The organism is Frankia gtarii (assembly GCF_025403375.1).
In the GTDB taxonomy this organism is placed as follows: Bacteria; Actinomycetota; Actinomycetes; order Frankiales; family Frankiaceae; genus Frankia; species Frankia gtarii.
Genome location: NZ_JAMPTM010000008.1, coordinates 49,327 through 67,520, shown reverse-complemented (window position 1 = coordinate 67,520; position 18,194 = coordinate 49,327). Strand labels below are relative to the sequence as shown.

At 69.4% G+C, this 18,194-nt stretch carries 16 protein-coding genes and 1 pseudogene; 15 read left to right on the top strand and 2 right to left on the bottom strand.

The genetic code is table 11. The annotated features are described in order from the left end of the window. Window positions 1-52 precede the first annotated feature (52 nt). The 5 genes and pseudogenes from NBZ83_RS02995 to NBZ83_RS02975 all read left to right on the top strand — a co-directional run bounded on the left by NBZ83_RS02995 (window position 53) and on the right by NBZ83_RS02975 (window position 3,826). Complete coding sequence (locus NBZ83_RS02995) at window positions 53-451, top strand: (R)-mandelonitrile lyase (protein WP_261564664.1); 399 nt, start codon at window positions 53-55, stop codon at window positions 449-451. 216 nt (window positions 452-667) lie between these two features. Continuing rightward, window positions 668-1,510 (top strand): metal-dependent hydrolase, encoded by an 843-nt coding sequence (locus NBZ83_RS02990; RefSeq protein ID WP_261564665.1) that lies wholly within the window; start codon window positions 668-670, stop codon window positions 1,508-1,510. A gap of 44 nt (window positions 1,511-1,554) precedes the next feature. Further along, window positions 1,555-1,879, top strand: a pseudogene (locus NBZ83_RS02985) (transposase); the annotation flags it as partial. 347 nt (window positions 1,880-2,226) lie between these two features. Then, window positions 2,227-3,162: a beta-ketoacyl-ACP synthase III gene (locus tag NBZ83_RS02980; protein WP_261564744.1), complete on the top strand. Its 936-nt coding sequence runs from the start codon at window positions 2,227-2,229 to the stop codon at window positions 3,160-3,162. Window positions 3,163-3,253: 91 nt separating this feature from the next. Continuing rightward, entirely contained in the window at window positions 3,254-3,826 is a 573-nt protein-coding gene (locus NBZ83_RS02975; protein WP_261574270.1) for a TIGR03086 family metal-binding protein, read from the top strand. Window positions 3,827-3,913: 87 nt separating this feature from the next. Here the strand turns inward: NBZ83_RS02975 and NBZ83_RS02970 are convergent, their stop codons facing one another. Further along, window positions 3,914-4,540 (bottom strand): malonic semialdehyde reductase, encoded by a 627-nt coding sequence (locus tag NBZ83_RS02970; protein ID WP_261564669.1) that lies wholly within the window; start codon window positions 4,538-4,540, stop codon window positions 3,914-3,916. Window positions 4,541-4,981: 441 nt separating this feature from the next. Between NBZ83_RS02970 and NBZ83_RS33610 the strand changes: the two genes are divergently transcribed. From NBZ83_RS33610 to NBZ83_RS02945, 6 genes are all read left to right on the top strand, one after another. Then, window positions 4,982-5,107, top strand: a complete 126-nt coding sequence (locus NBZ83_RS33610; RefSeq protein WP_368861784.1) for a putative leader peptide — start codon at window positions 4,982-4,984, stop codon at window positions 5,105-5,107. Between the two features lie 403 nt (window positions 5,108-5,510). Further along, on the top strand, window positions 5,511-6,731 hold the full coding sequence (locus NBZ83_RS02965) for a sugar ABC transporter substrate-binding protein (RefSeq protein ID WP_261574269.1): 1,221 nt from the start codon (window positions 5,511-5,513) through the stop codon (window positions 6,729-6,731). Window position 6,732: 1 nt separating this feature from the next. Beyond that, a complete protein-coding gene (locus tag NBZ83_RS02960; RefSeq protein ID WP_261564671.1) occupies window positions 6,733-8,265 on the top strand; it encodes a sugar ABC transporter ATP-binding protein in 1,533 nt (510 codons plus the stop codon). Next, on the top strand, window positions 8,262-9,323 hold the full coding sequence (locus tag NBZ83_RS02955; protein WP_261564672.1) for an ABC transporter permease: 1,062 nt from the start codon (window positions 8,262-8,264) through the stop codon (window positions 9,321-9,323). Before NBZ83_RS02960 ends, NBZ83_RS02955 begins: the two co-directional genes overlap by 4 nt. Window positions 9,324-9,500: 177 nt before the next feature. Further along, a complete protein-coding gene (locus tag NBZ83_RS02950; RefSeq protein ID WP_261574268.1) occupies window positions 9,501-10,208 on the top strand; it encodes a class II aldolase/adducin family protein in 708 nt (235 codons plus the stop codon). A 1,227-nt stretch (window positions 10,209-11,435) separates the two neighbouring features. Then, window positions 11,436-12,158, top strand: coding sequence for a response regulator transcription factor (locus tag NBZ83_RS02945; RefSeq protein ID WP_261564675.1), 723 nt, complete (start codon window positions 11,436-11,438; stop codon window positions 12,156-12,158). Window positions 12,159-12,240: 82 nt separating this feature from the next. On the opposite strand, the gene NBZ83_RS02940 is transcribed toward NBZ83_RS02945, so the two are convergent. Further along, window positions 12,241-13,191, bottom strand: a complete 951-nt coding sequence (locus NBZ83_RS02940; RefSeq protein ID WP_261564676.1) for an amidohydrolase family protein — start codon at window positions 13,189-13,191, stop codon at window positions 12,241-12,243. Between the two features lie 944 nt (window positions 13,192-14,135). Here NBZ83_RS02940 and NBZ83_RS02935 point away from each other — a divergent pair. The 4 genes from NBZ83_RS02935 to NBZ83_RS02920 all read left to right on the top strand — a co-directional run bounded on the left by NBZ83_RS02935 (window position 14,136) and on the right by NBZ83_RS02920 (window position 18,190). After that, window positions 14,136-14,891, top strand: a complete 756-nt coding sequence (locus NBZ83_RS02935; protein WP_261564677.1) for a hypothetical protein — start codon at window positions 14,136-14,138, stop codon at window positions 14,889-14,891. 105 nt (window positions 14,892-14,996) lie between these two features. Further along, window positions 14,997-16,553: an FAD-dependent monooxygenase gene (locus tag NBZ83_RS02930; RefSeq protein ID WP_261574267.1), complete on the top strand. Its 1,557-nt coding sequence runs from the start codon at window positions 14,997-14,999 to the stop codon at window positions 16,551-16,553. Between the two features lie 36 nt (window positions 16,554-16,589). Beyond that, window positions 16,590-16,916: a TcmI family type II polyketide cyclase gene (locus tag NBZ83_RS02925; protein ID WP_261564679.1), complete on the top strand. Its 327-nt coding sequence runs from the start codon at window positions 16,590-16,592 to the stop codon at window positions 16,914-16,916. Next, window positions 16,913-18,190, top strand: a complete 1,278-nt coding sequence (locus tag NBZ83_RS02920; protein WP_261564680.1) for a beta-ketoacyl-[acyl-carrier-protein] synthase family protein — start codon at window positions 16,913-16,915, stop codon at window positions 18,188-18,190. Before NBZ83_RS02925 ends, NBZ83_RS02920 begins: the two co-directional genes overlap by 4 nt. The last annotated feature ends 4 nt before the right edge of the window (window positions 18,191-18,194 follow it).

Here is an 18,194-nt window from a genome sequence, read left to right as displayed (position 1 = left end):
CCCCACGTCTCACCACCCCACGTCTCACCACCCCACGTCTGAGGAGTGGCACATGCAGGTTCTGGCCAAGCAGCCCACGACGAAGGGCCCGGCGGAGGTGTTCACCGGGGACGTGTGGTTCGACGTCGTCACCAGGGGGGAGGAGCCCTCGCGGGTCCGCGTCAACACGGTGCGCTTCGCGCCCTGCGCCCGGACGGCCTGGCATTCCCATGCCGTGGGTCAGACACTCTACGTCACTGAGGGTATCGGCTACGTGCAGGCGCGGGACGGTGAGCTGGTGGTGATGCACCCTGGCGACGTGATCTACACGCCGCCCGGCGAGGAACACTGGCACGGCGCCGCGCCCGACCACTTCATGACCCACATCGCCATCTGGGAGGCGCCCGGAGAGGGTCCGGAGACGTCGTGGGGCGCGCACGTCACCGATGCCGAGTACGGCGTCCGCGGCTAGCGGGACCGTCGGAGTAGGGACCGCCGGCACGATCTCGCCCGCCCACGTGGTGAGGGCGAGGTCCGTCGGCGTGCCGTCCTGGACCGGGAAAGTAGCGATCCGCGCGCCGAGTTCCGTCCCCGTGGCCTTCCCGTGTCGGATCATTGTCGGCAGAGCGGCCGTCGAGATCTGGGTCGTTCGTCGTACCGTCCGCGCTCGGAAGGGTCTGGTGTAGGTATGCGTGTCCGTTCGCCGGAATTCGACTTCACCGATGTCTCGCCTCGCTGGGGTTCGAACCTGGAGGCCGTCCATCTCGTCAACTCGCAGGGCATGATCCCGGCCTACATCGAGCCGTTCCTCATCAAGGTGATGCGCCGCGCGGCCGAGGAGCTGGATCCGCTGGCCGACGCCGAGCTGCTGCGCGACATCGACCTGTTCAACCGGCAGGAGGGCCAGCACTACCGGCTGCACCGGGCGTTCAACGCGATGGTCCGTGACGGCGGCTACCCGGACATGGTCGACTACGAGACGGTCTTCGAACGGGACTACGAGCACTTCCTGCGGACCAGGTCGCTGCGCTGGCTGCTCGCCTACTGCGAGGGCTTCGAGACCATCGGTTCGACCGGCGCCGAGCTGTGGGTCGACGGTCTTATGGAGACCGAACTCGGCGCCGCGCCGTCCCCGGCGGTCGAGCTGTGGAAATGGCATCTGGCCGAGGAGTACGAACATCGGACGGTCGTGAACCGCGTCTACCACCGCCTGTACGGCCGGCCCCGGCTGATCGCGTGGTTATACCGGGCCAAGGGCATCGTCTCCGCCACCCGGCACCTGAACCGGCGCACCTCGTCGTTGCGGGCATATCTGCTGGACGTGGATCGGCGCGGGATGACGGACGAGGAGCGCCGACGGTCCGTGGAGCGGGAGACGGCCACGACGAGGAAACTCGGCCGGGCGAACCTGCGCCGGCTCGCGCGCGCGTTCTCGCCGTTCTACGACCCGGCGACAACGCCCCCGCCGGTGGGTCTGCAGGCGGCCTTGGCCGGCTACCCCACGGCCGCCGGGCAGTCGAAGGGCACGTGATCTCGGAGCCGCCGTGCGGACACCGCCGACCAGGCTCGGCCGGTCCGGGCGAAAAGGGGGGAACTCGGACCGGTCCAAACCCGGTCGATCGCGGTAAAGTCGGCTCGAAAATTCCTGTTCTGACCGACGAGGCAGGCCTGCCGCTGGTCGTGGCGGTTTCTGGGGCGAACCTGCACGACAGCCACGCCCTCATCCCGCTGGTCGCCAGTATCCCCGCGATCCGGTCCCGGGGTGGACCGCGGCGGCGCCGACCCGGCAGGCTGTCGCGCCGACAAGGGCTACGACTACCCGTACCTGCGTCGTTTCCTGCGCTGGCGCCGCATCGCGGTACGTATCGCCCGACGCGGTGTGGAGAGCAGCGAACGTCTGCTGGAAGAAACTCCCCACCTGGGACAACCTCTTATTGTTGCTGTCGGCTCCCGGCGTCGGGCCCGGTTCGGCCTGCTGCGACGCGGATCGTCGCCGACGTCTCACCGGGCTTGGACGCCAAGGGTGTGCTGGTCAGAAAGCCCGGCGAGCGCACCGAGCGGAACAAGCGTGGTGCCCGCTTCTTCGGTTTCACCGAACCCGTTCCGCCGGCATCCCATCCGCCGGGGCGCCCCTACTAGAGTGGGAGTCCAGGATCGTCAGGGCGTAAGCAGGTCAACGGTCAGAGCAACACTCCCGAGCAGGAGGGCGATCGCGCCTTCCGCCAGGTAAAGGGGATGCAGCCCGATATGGGATCTCGCGTACTGGCCTTGGGGCACTATCAGCCGGCCAAAGTACTGACAAACGATGACCTCGCGGCGTTGGTCGACACGAGTGATGAATGGATCAGGAGCCGGGTAGGTATCCGTACCCGCCATGTGGCGGGTACGGACGAGTCCGTGGCGGACATGGCCGCGCAGGCGGCCGCGAAGGCCCTGGCCAACGCTGGACTCGCGGCCGACGGAATCGACCTGGTCGTGGTGGCCACGTGCACGGCCCTCGACCGGTCCCCGAACATCGCGGCCCGGGTGGCTCACCGGCTGGGGATCCCCTCTCCCGCCACTCTGGACGTCAACACCGTGTGCTCCGGCTTCCCGCATGCCCTGGCCACGGCCGACCATGCCATCAGCGCGGGCTCCGCGACCAAAGCCCTGGTCATCGGCGTGGATAAGCTGACTGACTTCACTGACTGGACCGACCGCACGACCTGTGTGCTGGTTGGTGACGGCGCCGGCGCCGCCGTGGTCGTTGCTTCCGAGCAGCCGGAGATCAGTCCCGTGGTATGGGGATCTGCCCCCGAAATGGGACATGCCGTTCTCATCGAGAGTCCAGACAACATTTTCTCCCAGGAGGGGCAGGCGGTTTACCGCTGGGCGACCACCACACTTCCCGCTGTGGCTCGGCAGGTCTGTGAACGAGCCGGTATCACCCCCGAAGAGCTGGGTGGTGTGGTGCTACACCAGGCCAATCTGCGGATCGTCGAGCCGCTGGCTCGCAAGATCGGTGCGGTGAACGCCGTCATCGCTCGCGACGTGGTGGAATCCGGCAACACTTCCGCGGCCAGCATTCCGCTGGCCTTCTCCAAGCTCGTTGAGCGGGGTGAGATTCCCAAGGGCGCTCCGGTACTGCTCTTCGGCTTCGGCGGTGGTCTGTCTTACGCAGGCCAGATCGTGCGTTGCCCCTGATCTTGCCCTGACACGCCGGCGGAGGCCGCGGAAATGACCGTCGGTAGGAACCGTCAGGGCCCAGGCAAGGCTGACGACACGGAGGTATCCGATGCCAGATCTGTTGCGGCTCGACGCCGCCGCGCTGGTTCTCCTCGGCCGCGAGGTCGTGACGATCCCGGACGCCGCGCTGGCCAGCCCGACGCCGTGTGCAGGTTGGACGGTGCTGGACCTGGTGCGCCACATGAACTCCGAGCACGAACGGGTGTCAGCGCTGGCGCGCGGTGCGCTCACGGCCGACGCGGCCGGCGATCAGGACCCGCGCGACGACTTCGCGCTGGTCGCAGCCCGCTGGATCGCGACGCTCGAGCAGGCCGGCCCACAGATCATCGTCCCGAAAGTCGGCGGCGAGGTCCCCACGCACCAGGTCATCGCGGTGCATTTTGTCGACATGCTGGTACACCGCTGGGACCTCGCCCGGGCGCTGGAACGCCCGTACGCGGCGCCGAGTGTGCTCACCCGGGCCGCGTTGCCGATCGCGCGGACGATGACCGGGCCGGGTAGCGGGCTCAACGGTCCAGGTGGCGTGTACAAGCCGCCGCTGCCAGAGGATCCGGCTCTCGACCCGGTCGCCAACCTCGCCGCGCTGCTCGGCCGCGACCCGCGCTGGCGCGCCACACCTTGAGCCCCGTATCGCGAGCCCGCCCCGGCGGGGCCGAGCACCGCAACTGGGGTGGTTCCTGCGACAGCGGGCCCGGGACTGGGCCGGCGCTCAGGCCCAGCGGACGACGTCGGCGGGGTCGAGTCGGGGGAGCCGCTCGAACCAGGGGTTCTCCCCGGGATGGCCGATGTTGACGACGAGCACGGACTTCCAGCGGCCGTCCGGGTAGAACTCGGCGTCGATCCCCGCGGCGTCGAAGCCGGCCATCGGCCCGGCGACGAGGCCGCAGGCCCGGATGGCGAGGATGAAGTATCCCGCCTGCAGCGGTCCGTTGAAGCTGCTCATGGTGGTCCGCATGGGCTCGTTGGCCTCGAGCGCGTCCTTCATCTGTGGCCGGATCGGCAGCAGCGTCGGGGCGTACTCGTGGAAGCGCGAGTCGACCGCGAGGATGGCGGTGGCGGGCGCCGAGGCGGTCTTGGCCCGGTTGCCCTCGTTCATCAGTGGCAGCAGCCGCTCCCGGCCCTGCGCAGTGCGGACGAAGGTCGCCCGTAGCGGCTGGAGATTGGCGCTGGTCGGCGCCCACCGGGTGAGCTCCCAGATCGCGGCGAGCTGCTCGTCGCCGACCGGGGTGTCGGCGAAGGCGTTGGCCGTCCGCGCCTGCGTGAACAGCAGGGCACGTCCTGCCTCGTCGAGGACGGGAGCCCCCGGCGCAGTGATGCTCTCCACCGTAGAGGTCATGTGTGAGCTCCTGAGTATGTGTGGCCGCCGTACTACGCCCGCAACTCTAGTCAGCCGATCCCGAGCGTCCCGCTGACTGTCAGCGGCGCCACACGCAGTCATGGACGCCCGCTGAGCCCCGTTGACCTGCACTGGCCTTCGGCTGTCGACCGCGGGGCGCCGGGTGGTGCCATCACGCTCCGTAGTCGATTACTTGGGGGTCGGGCCGACTGCGGCTCGTCGCCCGACGCACCCCTGACCTGCTCATCGCTAAGCCACAACCGTCCGCGCCGAAGGCTGGGTGCAAAAGCGCAGCCCGAATAGTTGGTGACGTTAAGTAGTCAATTCGGCTGTTGCTGAAACAATGTTACGATCTTGCTGCAAAGTCGCCGGTCACCAGCTGCCTGGTAGCCACCTGGCTATTCACGTGGGCGTGAGGTTGACCGAAGCCTATTCCGTGCTATGTGCGGAGATGCTTGCCTGACCAGCGATGCGACCCTACACTTGCGTACCGTGTCTGGAAACAAGTTTCTCGTCGCGCGCCGTCATGTCGACCTCCGCCGGTCGGCCAGCGCCCTGTGTCGGTAGGTATTCCGGCAGCGCAGTGGCATCGGTAGGCGCTGGTGCGGAGTTCCGCCCGCCGCCAAGTTCCTGAAAAAAAGAGTTTGCTACCTTTCCCAAGGTAGGGGGCGAGGCGCGTCTGCAGCTCTGCGGACCGCCCGTCGCGGCGCCGACAACGGCACCTCGGCCAATGCTCCGAGGTGGCCACGATCCGCAGCAATTCCGGCCGGCTGGCAGCCGGCAAAGCTCCCGTCCGCCTCGATGCCGCAAATATCGAAGAGGATTTTCGTATGCCCGCATGCGGAAAGGAACAACACGGCCCTCGCCGAGATGGTCCGGCGGACCCTGGCCGTGCGTGCCCATCGGGGGCTCGGTGACCACTCCGTCGACCCCACGCAGGACTCCACCACCGCCGAGAGGTGATCTCAGCATGATGCAGACGCTGCGAGCGCGGGCCACCACGAAGGGGCTCGCCGCGCTCATCGCCGTGGCGGCGACGGTCGCCGCCACGGGATGCGGCAGCGACAGCACCTCGAGCGACAGCACCTCGGGCGGCGGCGGCTCGGGCGGCGGCGGCTCGGGCAGCGGCGCCGCCACCACGGCGCGAGCGCAGACCGGCAGCGGCGCCTCCCAACCGGCGGCGCTGGCAGCAGCGCAACGGTTCGTCGAGCCCTACACCAAGGCGCCCGGGTGGCGTGGCCCGCGGACCTCTCCGCCGGTCGCGGCGGACAAGCACATCGTGTTCGTCAACACGGTGCCCGGCCAGCCGACGCTGCGGGCCCTCGGAGCGGCGGCGCAGGAGGCCGGGCGCGCGCTCGGCTGGCGCGTGACCGAGATCGCCGCCACGAAGCCCACCGACGCCCCCGATGCGTTCGACCGCGCGATCGCGCAGAAGCCGGACGGGATTCTCTTCGGGTTTCTCGACGCGACGGTCTACCCGTCGGTGGCCGCCGCGCTGGTGAAGTCGAAGATCCCGACCGTCGTGGTCGGTGTGGTCCCGAACAAGGCCAACGTCGACGCGTGGACGCATGTCGTGGACATCGACCACTCGCTGCAGGGCAGGGTGACCGCGGCGGCGGCGGTGCTGGACCGCAAGGCCGACGCGAAGCTCGGTGTGCTGGCCGTCGCGCCGGGCGCCAACCTGTCGGGGGACACGTTCATCGCGGGCATCAAGAGCTTCCTGGACGACAACGGGGGAGGCTCGATCGTCGGGACCAAGCCCATCGACATCAACACGCTCACCGATCCCTCGGCGGTCGGGCAGGCGGCGGTCGCGTTCGCGCAGGCCAACCAGAAGCTCAACGCGTTCTACGTGGGCTACGACGGCACCGCCAGCTCGGTCGTCCCGGCACTGCGCCAGGCGGGGGTGATCGACAGGGTGCACGTGCTCGCGCACGACGGCGATCCCCAGAACCTCGGCTGGGTGCGTGCGGGCAACGGTCAGGTGGCCGACGTCGTCTGGGCGCAGGCGTGGGCGACGTGGGCGGCGTTCGACGACTTCAACAGGATCTTCAACCGCGTGCCGGCCAGCACGGACGACGGCATCCCGCTGCGCCTGTTCACGAAGGACCATCCGAAGGACGGCAGTGAGCCGTGGTCCGGGGACCTCGACTTCCGCGCCAGGTACAAGTCACTGTGGAAGGTCCGCTGACGTGGCGGCCGGAACCATGCTGTCGATCAGCGGGGTCTCCAGGAGCTTCGGCGCGACCCGGGCACTCGACGACGTCTCGCTCACGTTCCCCGGCGGTTCTGTGACGGCGCTGCTGGGGGAGAACGGATCGGGCAAGTCGACGCTGATCAAGATCCTCGCCGGCGTGCTCGCACCCGACCCCGGCCGGGCCGCGTTGCGGGTCCGCGAGGCGGAGGTGGCGCTGCCCCTGTCTCCGGCCCGGGCCCACGCGCTCGGCCTGCGCTTCCTGCACCAGGACCTCGGGCTGATGGGGGAGGCGACCGTCGCGGACAACATCGGCCTGTACTCCGGGTACCTGTCGAGGGCTCTCACACCGTTGCGCTCAGGTCAGGAGCGTCGCCGTGCGGCGCTGCTGCTGGAGCGCTTCGAGGTCCGCGCCTCCCCGGACGACTACGTCTCCGACCTGTCGCTGTCGGACCAGACCATGGTCGCGATCGCTCGGGCCTTCGAGGACGCGGACGGTGACGCCTCGCGCATCCTCGTGCTGGACGAGCCGACCGCCGCGCTGCCCGACGACGAGGTCGACCGCGTCTTCGGCGCCATCCGTCGCGCCCGGGACGCCGGGGCAGCGGTGATCCTCGTCTCCCACCGCCTCGAGGAGGTCCTGCGGATCGCCGACCGAGTCGCCGTCCTGCGTGACGGGCGCCTCGTCCGGCAGCGGCCCGTCGCCGGTCTCGCCGCCGCGGATCTGGTCGAGATGATGATCGGCAAGGATCTGACCGAGTACGAGAGCACGCCGACGGCCGTGGACGGGTTGCACCGGCCCATCGTCGTCGGGCGCGGCCTGCATGGGCGGCGCCTGGTGGGGGTCGACATCGAGATCTACCCCGGCGAGGTGCTGGGCATCGGCGGCCTCGTGGGCTCGGGGCGCAGCGAGCTGACCCGGATACTGGGCGGCGCCCAGCGGCCGCGGCGCGGGACGCTCGATGTCGGCGGTCGCCCCCGGTCGTACGCGGCGCCGCATGCCGCCGTCGCCGACGGCATCGTGACCGTGCCGCAGAACCGCCGTCGCGAGGGCGTCCTGGGCGAGCTGACCGTGCGGGAGAACCTGACGCTCGGCGACCTGCGCTCGCTCACGCGCTGGACGATGATCGACCGGGCTCGCGAGAAGGCCGAGGCGCGGACGCTCATCGAACAGTTCGACATCCGTCCGCGCGAACTGGAGTTTCCCGTGCGTCTGCTCAGCGGCGGCAACCAGCAGAAGGTGGCGATCGCGCGGGCGGTGCGGCTGCGCCCCCGCGTCCTCGTCCTCGACGAACCCACCCAGGGCGTCGACGTCGGCGCGCGCCGAGAGGTGGCGGGCATCATCCGGCGGCTGAAGGCGGACGGGATGGCGATCGTGCTCGGCACGTCGGACGGCGACGAACTGCTCGATCTCGCCGATCGCGCCCTGATCCTCGACCGTGGCCGAACACGGCGGGTGTTCGGGCCCGGGGAACTGACGCGCAGCCGGCTCGCGCACGCGACCGCCGGCGTCGAGGGACGCTCGGCATGAGCGACGTGGCCGAAGTCGACGTGGCCGACGTCGACGCGGCGAGCGCGGTGCACGTGGCCCGCCGGAAGGAACGCAGGTCGCCGGTGCCGTTCGCCGCGAGCGCGTTCGACCTGCTCACCCGCCTGTCGCCGTTGGTTCTGCTGGTCTCCTTCCTGATCGTCTTCTCGATCCTCAAGCCGGCACAGTTTGCGACCTGGGACAACTTCAGCGCGATCCTGTACGCGTCGTCGGTCTCGGCGATCATCGGGCTTGCCATGACCGTGTCCTTCACCGCGGGCGAGGTCGACATCTCCGTGGGAGCCGTGATGGGCGTCGCCGCCATGTTCACGGCGTGGGCCTTCGGCCACGGCTGGCCCACGGTCGCCGCCGTCGCCGGAGCGCTCGCCGTCGGCGCCGCCATCGGTCTGGTCAACGCCGTCCTGATCGTGGTGGCGCGCCTGAACTCATTCATCACCACGCTCGGTATGATCACCGCTCTCGGTGGCCTGGCCTATCTCATCGGCGACGGCAAGACCCTCTACGAGGGGATACCGGCGAGCTTCAACCACCTGGTGAGCAAACGGGTCCTCGACCTCCCACTCGTGATCTTCTACGCGCTCGTCCTGGCGATCGTGCTCGGTTACCTCATCTCGCGAACACCGTTCGGCCGGCGCCTGCGAGCCACCGGCACGGGACGCGAGGCGGCGGCGTTGATCGGCGTGCGCACGTCGCGGTACATCACGATCTCGCTGGTCCTCGGGGCGACCCTGGCCGCGCTGGCCGGGGTGGTCCAGACCGCCGAGCTCCAGTCGGCCAACCCGTCGATCGGCACGGACTTCCTGCTCAACGGGGTCGCGGCCGTATTCCTGGGCGCCCTGGTCTCGCGGCGGGGCCAGCTCAACGTGTGGGGGACCCTGCTGGCCGTCGTGATGCTCCGCGTCGGCCTCACGGGACTGACGATGGTGGGCGCGCCGGCCTGGGTGCCGAACGTGTTCAACGGCTGCGCGCTGCTCGCTGCGCTGCTTATCTCGCGGGCGGGTAGTGGCGGCGTTCCCGCCGGCCTCGGGAACCTCAAGTAGCCGGGAGGAGCTCCCTGCCCGCGGAGCGGAAAGGACATCACCGCATGAGCACGGAACGTCGCGACACTCGACTGCCGTCCTCGCGCCCGACCCCGCCGGCCACCAGGCGCGGGCGGGTGGTTCATCGCCCGCGTCACCCGTATTTCCTGACAGGACCAACCAGACGAAGGGTCACCGATGGCGACCAGCACAGAGTCCAAGCCCACCGAGTTGAACAGGCCCGCCGAGCCGCTCGGGCCGCTTGACCTCGCCGCGGCCGATGAGGCGATTCGAGCCGATTTCATCCTGGCCGTACAGAAGCTGCACCGGGCGCAGGTGCTGCCCTTCAGCGTGAATTCGAACGGCAGCGTCCGGCTGCCCAGCGGCGACGGAATTCTGGTGTCGTCATACGGGCTCAAGGCCGATATCGGCGTCGACGAGTTCGGAGTCGTCGATTTCGAAGGGCGGATCATCCGGGGAGCCCTCGGCCCGGACGTGGTCCATGCTCTGGGGTTCCACCTCGAGGTCTACCGCGCCCATCCCGAGGTCGACACGGTGCTGCACGCGCACTCGCCGGCGGCCACGAGCTTCGCGGTGGCGAACAAGCCGCTGCCGCTGCATTACGAGCCGTTGGTGTTCCTGGGGCAGCGTGGGGACATCCCGGTCACCAAGTACGGGGACCGGACCAAGGGCAGCAAGGTCTCCGACGAGGTCGCCGCGAAGCTCGCCGAGCATCCGGACACGAAGGCGATCCTGCTCGCCAATCACGGCGTGCTGGTGTGGGGCGTGCGCCCGATTCCGACCGCCGATTTCCTGATCACCGTCGAGGAGGCCGCCACCATCATCATCGGCGCGTCCGCCCTCGGCGGCTCGAGGCCGTTCCCGATCTCGGCTGGCACCGCGTGAGGGAAGCTGCGATCTCCAGGCGCGCCGGCCGTCGGAGTGCTCGTTCGAGCTCCTCGCAGCACGCTGGCCGTCGAGGCGGACCGCAGCGATCCTGATGCCACCGGCCCGGCCGAACCCGATGTCCGGACGCGCCGCCCGGCGCGCCCGACGAACCGGGCATCGGCCGGGCCCGCCGGCGTTGGCGACGGGCGACCTCCGCCTCGCCGGGGGGCTTCGGACCGCGTGCGCGAGGCGCGCCGGGTCGGCCGAACACCGCGGCCGGGATGCGGTTGCAGTGTCCGGAAATGCTCGGCCATAGAACCGGCCGAGGGCGATGTCGGAATATATCACCAGAGGTCGCGGCTCGCGATGCCCTCATTTGCTTCTCGGCTATGTCGCCCCTCGCGCCGCGGTAGGCCCTATAGAAGTTGATGGCAGCGGTCGAGCGGCTGCCGGAAAAGCGTCAGTTTGCCCCTCGTCCTGGTCATCGGCGCCTAGTTTTTTAGTTGGCCGCGCAAGTATCGTCGGCGAAGAAGTCGGCTGACTTTCCGTGGAAGTCGGTTACGGGAGTGGGCTACCCGGATGGAGAGGTGCGCGACCGCTACCAGCGGTAGCTGCGATCCCACCCACCCGCTCTCACCTACGGCAGTTGTGACCGCCCTGCGGTATGCGACGAGCCTCGGGACGAGGGGTGCGAGTGCTTCGCCGGTTCTTGCGGCGAGGTGACTTGTCTCACAGGTATGGAATGGGCCTACACAGTCGCCTGCAGCAATGCTTCTATCCATGTTGAGCAGAATCTGCAAATAATAGTTCACAGTGCAAACCATGTATCGATTTGTGGCTGATCGTGGTGCGGATGCCACCAGATCCGCGACGGAGCCGGCATGGCCGCGCAGGTTCCGGTTCGGAAATCGACTCTGTCCGACGATGTAGGTCCGAACGGTGACGGTCAACGCCGAGGGCGACCTGTAGTGATCGACACCGGGTCCGGCCAGTGGCCGCCCGACAGCCTGACAGCTCGAAGCCGATAACGATTAGTGAAATCTTGCCTGGCCAGGTGCCCGGCAGGGCGCCGGCCGCATATCACCCAACCCGGCACCGATCTCGTCCAACGCCTCTCCGTGCGGACGGCAGGCGAACGGTGCGGACTCACGGGTAGTCGGGGGTGAGCTTTCGGTCAACGCCGTCATCTCCCGGCCTGTCGGGCCGGGCGATCGTCGAACTCGCTACTCCAAAGGATCTCTTACGATGACGAATTTGTCTGAGATGCGGCTGCGCACGGCGGGTCTGCGCCTCGTCCCGGTGAAGCCCAATGGCTGGCGTGTCCTGGTGGTGGAGAACCATGCCGATGACGCCGAGAAACTGGTGCGTGGTTTGGAACGGCATGGGCACAAGGTCATCAGGGTCGACAGCGGAGGCGAAGCCCTGCAGGCCTACGACGACGCCGACCTGGTCCTGATCGACCTCGATCTGCCGGATCTGGACGGGCTGGAGGTCTGCCGAAGCATCCGGGTCGCCGACGACACACCGATGATCGCTGTCACCGGACGGGGCAGTGAGCTGGATACGGTACTGGCCCTGCAGGCCGGTGTGGACGACTATCTTGTCAAGCCGTACGGCTTTCGGGAGCTCATGGCCCGGATGGAGGCCGTCATGCGGCGGACGCGCCCACAGCCGACGGCCGCCGCCGCCATCGTCCACGGCATGCTCCGGATCGATGCGGCGTCGAGGCAGGTCACGGTGGGCGGTCGCCTCGTCGAGCTGACCCGTAAGGAGTTCCAGCTGCTGCATCTGCTCGCCTCCCAGGCGGGAAGTGTGATCATGCGTAAGCAGATCATGGTCCAGGTGTGGGGGGACACCTGGTCCCGGCGGACCCTGGACACCCACGTCAGCAGCCTGCGCAGCAAACTCGGCAGCGCCGAGTGGATCATTACGGTGCGCGGGGTCGGATTCCGGCTCGGGGACGTCTGACGGCCCGCTCCTGACCGGCCGACGACTGTGGACCGGCCGTGCGCCGCCCGACCGGCGCTCGGGCGGCCCACAGGTCCGCGGGTTACGTGGTCACGCCGAGCGAGGCGCCGCGGAGCTGGAACAATCGCCGGACGTTGCCGATCCGGATCAGCTCCCGCGCAGGCGCGTCGAAGCCGGCCGCAGCCAACGTGTTGTCGATGTGCGGCTGCGCCGCGTCGCGGTGGATCGGCCAGTCGCTTCCGATGATGATTCGCTCGGCGCCGAGCACCTCGCCGAGGTAGCGCAGCAGCGGGGCGCTGAACTGCATCGTGTCGAAGTAGATGTTCGCCCCGGCGCTGCCGTCACCGAGCCGGCTACGGTGCTCGGCGAGTTCGTCGGCGGCATACAGCAACCCGCCGTGCCCGAGCGCGGTGAAGACCAGCTGCAGGTGCGGCAACCGGGTGGGCAGATCCGCGTGCAGCGCCGAGAGGAAGGCCACCGCGTTCTGCAGACCGCGTCCGGCCGAGCTGCCGGGACGACCCGCGACCTCCCGCAGCACCTCGGCCTGCGGGGGCTGCACGGGGTGCACGAACACGGGCACACCCAGCCGCGCGGCGAGCTCCAGGGTCGGGAACGCCTCGGGCGAGCCGAGGAACTTCGAGTGGCGGGAGGAGTCCAGCACCAGGCCGTGCAGCCCCAGCTCCTCGATCGCGTACCGCGCCTGTTCGGCGCCGCCCTCGCCGGCATAGGCGTCGACGGTGGCCAGCCCGAGGAACCGATCATGCAAGCGCAGCTGCCCGGCGAGGTCCTCGTTCACCGCGTTCACCCGCGCCGGGTCGATGTCCCCGCTGGGACCGAACAACGATTCTGCCGGTGCACTGAGCGCGCGCAGATCGACCCCGGCGCCCTCGCTCTCGGCCGCGAGGCCGGCGAGGTCCTCGCGGGGATCGGGCTCGCCGAGACCCAGCGTGCTCGCGCTGACCCCGCCCTGCCAGCCGACCGGTTGCCAGTGCGCGTGGATGTCGACAACCGTGGCCTCATCCAGCGAGGTCATCGCCTCGCGCCCGCCACGAGACCGGCGCCGACCCGGCGCGACGGGCCCGAGCGCCATGCCGAGAACGACTCCGGGGATCGTGCGGTGCCGGTCCCCGGCTGCTTCTCCCGCAACCTTTTAGCACTGATGACGACATGCTCCGCATCTACGAGGACGGCGGTCATCGAGTTCCTCCTTCACCGACTCGGGTGAATTCTCACCGGGCGGAACGGCCGATGTCAAGCAATCTGTGTCGATTCTGTGCGACAGGAAACGAGTGGGTAGCAAAATCTCCGGCCATATCGACCGGAAGGACCATGCGAGGTGGTCCTCGGGTCAGGCCCGGAAGCGGGTGAAGCTGCTGCTCAGGCCCGCTCTCTTGCTTCCCTCACAACGCTCCCGCCGGACGCCCACTGTCACGCCCGGACTATAGCCGCGACTTCTCCGACTCGATCTCCTTGCCACCTCTCCGAGTCGTTCTCGCCCAGGGGTGTGCTCGCCGTTCTATGTGATCTTCCAGGCAAGTTCGGGTCACGAAGTACCCGCCTGGCGGTCGGTGGGTATCAGGATCGGGCCGCCGTCTGCCGTCCGCCGTCCGCCGTCGGGCGGCGGGGGCTTCGATGCTTAAACGGTCGGGTTCCCTTCGCGCGCCCCGCGGCGCCGAGCCGCGGACCCGCCGGTCACCGCATTCGCGGGACGAGGGGCGGCCGGCCGGTGCCGCGACCCGCCGGTCGCCGCCTAGCGGCCCGGTCACCATCCGACCGATCGGTCGGCATCCGGCCGGCAGGTTCATCACCAGGTCTTTTGTCGATGCCTTGACAGTGCGTGGACACAGCCGTGGGGAAGCCGCGAAGATCTGTCATTTCTTTGCGGACCTATTAAATAATTGCTATTGGCTATGCGGAAAATCCCGATGAAGATGAGGCGGCAGGCCGGGGCACCGATGACACCAGGAGTGAGTGACGATGCCCGTAGTATCTGACGCCCGACCAACCTTCGGCCGCCTCGATGTGGACGCGGTCGTGGTCACCACCGTGTCGCTGCCGAATCAGAATGCAGAGGATGCCGCCGAGACCGTCGTCGCGCGGTGGGACAGCGGGGAATGGCCGCGGGAGCTGCTCTCGTTGAGCTGCTTCGTCAGCGGCGACGGAACCTCCGTCCTGACGTATGCGCAGTGGGCGGCCGAGAATGCACTGGTGGAGTCGCTCCGGGACACCACCGGTGTTTCCTGGTCCGGTATCTCCTCGGCGAGCGTTTCGCGGGTACTGCCTGGTCGCACTGCCGGCGCCGACGGCGTGACCGAGGCCGACGCCGCCGGGGCCGGCGGGGTCGAGACCACCGGGCCCACGCCGTTCCGGGTCTACCGAACCGTCCGGGGCAGCGCGGTCACGGCCGAGGACCCGCTGCCGGAGAGCTTTCCCGTCGCGTTCTTCACCATGCCCGACCATGAGACGGCGACGCGGTGGGTCGACGGCCTGCTGTCCGCCGAGGAGGAAAGCGAGGGCGACGAACGGGCCTACCCGGGCGCCATAGCTGCCAACTTCCACGTCAGCATCGACGGCACCCGCGTGCTCGTCCTCTCGGAATGGTTGTCCGACGAGGCGGCGTCGGCGCATATCGCGGCGGTGTGGGAACCCATTCTGGAACGGTTCGGCGGAGACGCCGGAGCGCTCTACCGGCACTACGCCACGCTCACCGGCCCGGGTCAGTCCGGCCGCTGAACGCCGACGGCCCGCGCCAGACGGAGGAGCGGGAAGGTCCGCTTTGCCGCACCAGGCAGCGCCGCGATTGCGCGTGCCCGCGTCCAAGGAGTCCACCGAGCGGTCATGAGTACTCATCAGCAGAACAGTCAACTCGCCGTCGACGCCCAGGCCGTCGACGCACAGGTAATTATCGTGGGCGCGGGCCCGACCGGCCTCACACTCGCCGGCGAGCTGCGCCTGGCCGGCACGGACGTCATCGTCCTGGAACGCCTGGCCCAGCCCAGCGGCGAGTCGCGCGGCATCGGTCTCAATATCCGCACGATGGAGGTCCTCGACCAGCGCGGTCTGTTGTCGCGGTTCGGCCCGATCACGACCAGTACCCAGGGCCACTTCGGCGGCATCCCCCTCGATCTGGGGGTGCTCCAGACCGCGCACGGCGCGGCCAAGACCGTGCCGCAGTCGGTCACCGAGGCAGTGCTCGAGCGGTGGGCCCGGGAGCTGGGCGCGGACATTCGACGCGGCCAGGAGCTGCTGTCGCTGACCGACCACGGCGACGTCGTCGAGGCCCGGGTGCGTGGGGGCGACGCTTCCGGCCGGTCCGAGCAGGTGCTGCGGGCCCGCTACCTGGTCGGCTGTGACGGCGGCCGGAGCACGGTCCGGGCCCAGGGCGAGTTCGACTTCCCCGGGACCGACGCGACCACCGAACTGCTGCTGGCCGATCTGCGCGGGGTGGAGATCGAGCCGAGGATGACCGGCGAGCTGCTCGCCAACGGGATGGTCATGGCCGCGCCGCTGGGTGACGGCGTCTATCGGATCATTGTCGGCGAGCGGGACGCGCCGCCCGGGCAGCGCAGCGGTCCGCCGACGTTCGACGAGGTTGCCGACGCCTGGAAGCGGCTGACCGGCACGGACGTCTCCACTGCCGAGCCGGTGTGGGTCAGCGCGTTCACCGACGCCACGCGCCAGGCCAGCGAGTACCGCCGGGGCCGGGTGCTGCTGGCCGGGGACTCGGCCCACATCCATCTGCCGGCCGGCGGCCAGGGCATGAACACCGGCATCCAGGACGCGGTGAACCTCGGCTGGAAGCTCGCCGCCGTCCTGCGTGGCACCGCCCACGAGGGGCTGCTCGACACCTACCACACCGAACGGCACGAGGTTGGCCGCCGGATGCTGGCCAACACCAGGGCCCAGAGCCTGCTCATCCTCGGCGGGGCCGAGGTGGCGCCCGTGCGCGACGTACTGGCCGAGCTGATTGCCAGGGCCGACGTCGGCCGGGATCTCGCCGCCAGGGTCAACGGCCTCGACATCCGCTACGACGTCGGTTCGGGTCACCCGTTGCTGGGCGCTCGGGTGCCGCACCTGGAGCTGGCCGGCTCCGGTCGCCACGATCGTCCGACCAGCGTCGCCGAGCTGCTGCGCTCCGGCCGGGGTCTGCTGCTCGACCTCGAGGACAACGCGGTGCTACGCCGCCGTGCGGTCGGCTGGACCGACCGGGTCGACGTCGTCACCGCGCGGCCGCCGGGAACGCCGCCCGCCGGTCCCGGCGCCGTGCCGGCCGGGCCGTTGGCCGGTACGGCGGCGCTGCTGATCCGGCCGGATGGACACATCGCCTGGCTCGCGCCCGGCAGTCACCACGACCTGCCCACCAGCCTGGACCGCTGGTTCGGGCCGGCCCGGTAACACACGGTGACACCGACAAGAGAGGGACTGGCACCGATGTACAGCACCTTGATCGTCGCCCGGATGGAACCTGACGCCGCGGCCGACGTCGGTCGGATCTTCCAGGCATTCGACGAGACGGAGATGCCGAACCTGATGGGCACGCGGCGCCGCGAGCTGTTCTCCTATCGGGGCCTGTACTTCCACCTGCAGGACTTCGACGGCGGTGACGGCGGAGAGCGGATCGGTCATAGCCGGCAGGATCCCCGCTTCATCAAGATCAGCGATGATCTGAAGCCGTACATCGAGGCCTACGACCCGGCGACCTGGCGTTCCCCGGCCGACGCGATGGCCACCCGCTTCTACCACTGGAGTGCGCGATGAGCGCCGGCGAGCGTCGTGTCGTCATCACCGGTATCGGGGTGACGGCGCCCGGCGGGGTGGGGGCCAAGAACTTCTGGACGCTGTTGACCGACGGCCGCACCTCCACCCGCCGCATCTCCTTCTTCGACCCGTCGCCGTTTCGCTCGCAGGTCGCGGCCGAGGTGGCGTTCGACGCCGAGGCGCATGGCCTGAGCCCCCAGGAGATCCGCCGGATGGACCGGGCGGCCCAGTTCGCGGTCGTCACCGCCCGCGAGGCGGTCGCCGACAGCGGCCTGGAATTCGGCACCCACGACCCCTACCGGACCGGGGTGACGATCGGCAGCGCCGTCGGCGCGACGATGAGTCTCGACCAGGAATACCGCATCGTGAGCGACAGCGGCCGACTCGAGCTGGTGGACCACACCTACGCGGTCGCGCACCTCTACGACTACCTGGTCCCCAGCTCGTTCGCGGCCGAGGTCGCCTGGGTGGTGGGCGCCGAGGGACCGACCACGGTGGTGTCGACCGGGTGCACGTCCGGCCTGGACGCCGTCGGCTACGCGACCGAGGTGATCCGGGAGGGCCGGGCCGACGTGATGATCGCCGGTGCCACCGACGCCCCCATCTCGCCGATCACGGTGGCCTGCTTCGACGCGATCAAGGCGACGACGCCCCGTAACGACGACGCCGAACGCGCCTCGCGCCCGTTCGACGCCACCCGCAACGGTTTCGTCCTCGGCGAGGGGGCGGCCGTGTTCGTCCTGGAGGAGTACGAGGCGGCGCGGCGGCGGGGCGCGAAGCTGTACGCCGAGGTCGCGGGCTACGCCACGCGCTCCAACGCCTTCCACATGACCGGGCTGCGCCCCGATGGCCGGGAGATGGCCGAGGCGATTGCGGTGGCCCTGACGGCGGCCCGGCTCGACCGGACCGACGTCGACTACATCAACGCGCACGGCTCGGGTACGAAGCAGAACGACCGCCACGAGACGGCGGCGTTCAAGCGCAGCCTCGGCGAGCACGCCTACCGTGTCCCGGTCAGCTCCATCAAGTCCATGATCGGGCATTCCCTGGGTGCGATCGGCGCGATCGAGCTCGCCGCGTCCGCCCTGGCCATCGCGCACAACGTCGTGCCGCCGACGGCGAACCTGCACACCCCGGACCCCGAGTGCGATCTCGACTACGTCCCGCTGACCGCCCGCGACTGGCGGACGGACACGGTGCTGTCGGTCGGCAGCGGGTTCGGCGGCTTCCAGAGCGCCGCCGTGCTGACCCGTGCGGACCGGGGCGACCGGTGACCGC